1 protein-coding gene is annotated in these 719 nt (G+C 64.3%); it reads left to right on the top strand.

Annotated elements, in window-relative coordinates:
* Positions 1–719: phosphopantetheine-binding protein (locus A5692_RS10810; protein ID WP_156766020.1), on the top strand; the 719-nt coding region annotated here is incomplete at both ends.

Genomic DNA, 719 nt, shown 5'->3' with positions numbered 1-719 from the left:
GGGGTGGTCGGGGAACTCTATGTGGCCGGTCATGGTGTGGGGGTGGGGTATTGGGGCCGCTCACCATTGACCGCGTCGCGGTTTGTGGCGTGTCCCTTCACCGGGGCACCGGGGGCACGGATGTATCGCACCGGGGATCTCGTGTGTTGGGGCCCCGATGGGCAGTTGCAGTATGTGGGCCGTGTTGATGAGCAGGTCAAAATCCGCGGGTATCGCATCGAATTGGGTGAAATCCGCACCGCCCTGGCCAACGTGGAGGGTGTCGATCAGGCGGTGGTGATCGCCCGCGAGGACCACCCCGGGGATAAACGCCTGATCGGCTACATCACCGAATCTGATTCGGGGGCAGTCGATCCGGCCACCATCCGCACCCAACTCGCGCAGCGGCTACCCGCCTATATGGTGCCGGCCGCGATCATGGTGCTCGACGCCCTCCCACTAACAGTCAACGGCAAACTCGACACCCGCGCCCTACCCGCCCCCGACTACACCGGTGAGGGGTATCGCGCCCCGGGCAGTCTGCTCGAGGAAGTCCTGGCCGGCATTTATGCCCAAGTGCTTGGTCTGGAGCGGGTCGGGGTCGATGACTCGTTCTTCGATCTGGGTGGGGACTCGTTGTCGGCGATGCGGCTGATCGCGGCCATCAATAATTCTTTGGATGCTGACTTGTCGGTGCGGGCGGTGTTTGAGGCGCCCACCATCGCCCAGTTGGCACCCCG

Source organism: Mycobacterium sp. E342 (assembly GCF_001667665.1).
GTDB lineage: Bacteria > Actinomycetota > Actinomycetes > Mycobacteriales > Mycobacteriaceae > Mycobacterium.
Note: the sequence above shows the minus strand (reverse complement) of the source record. Positions and strands in the feature narration are given on the sequence as shown.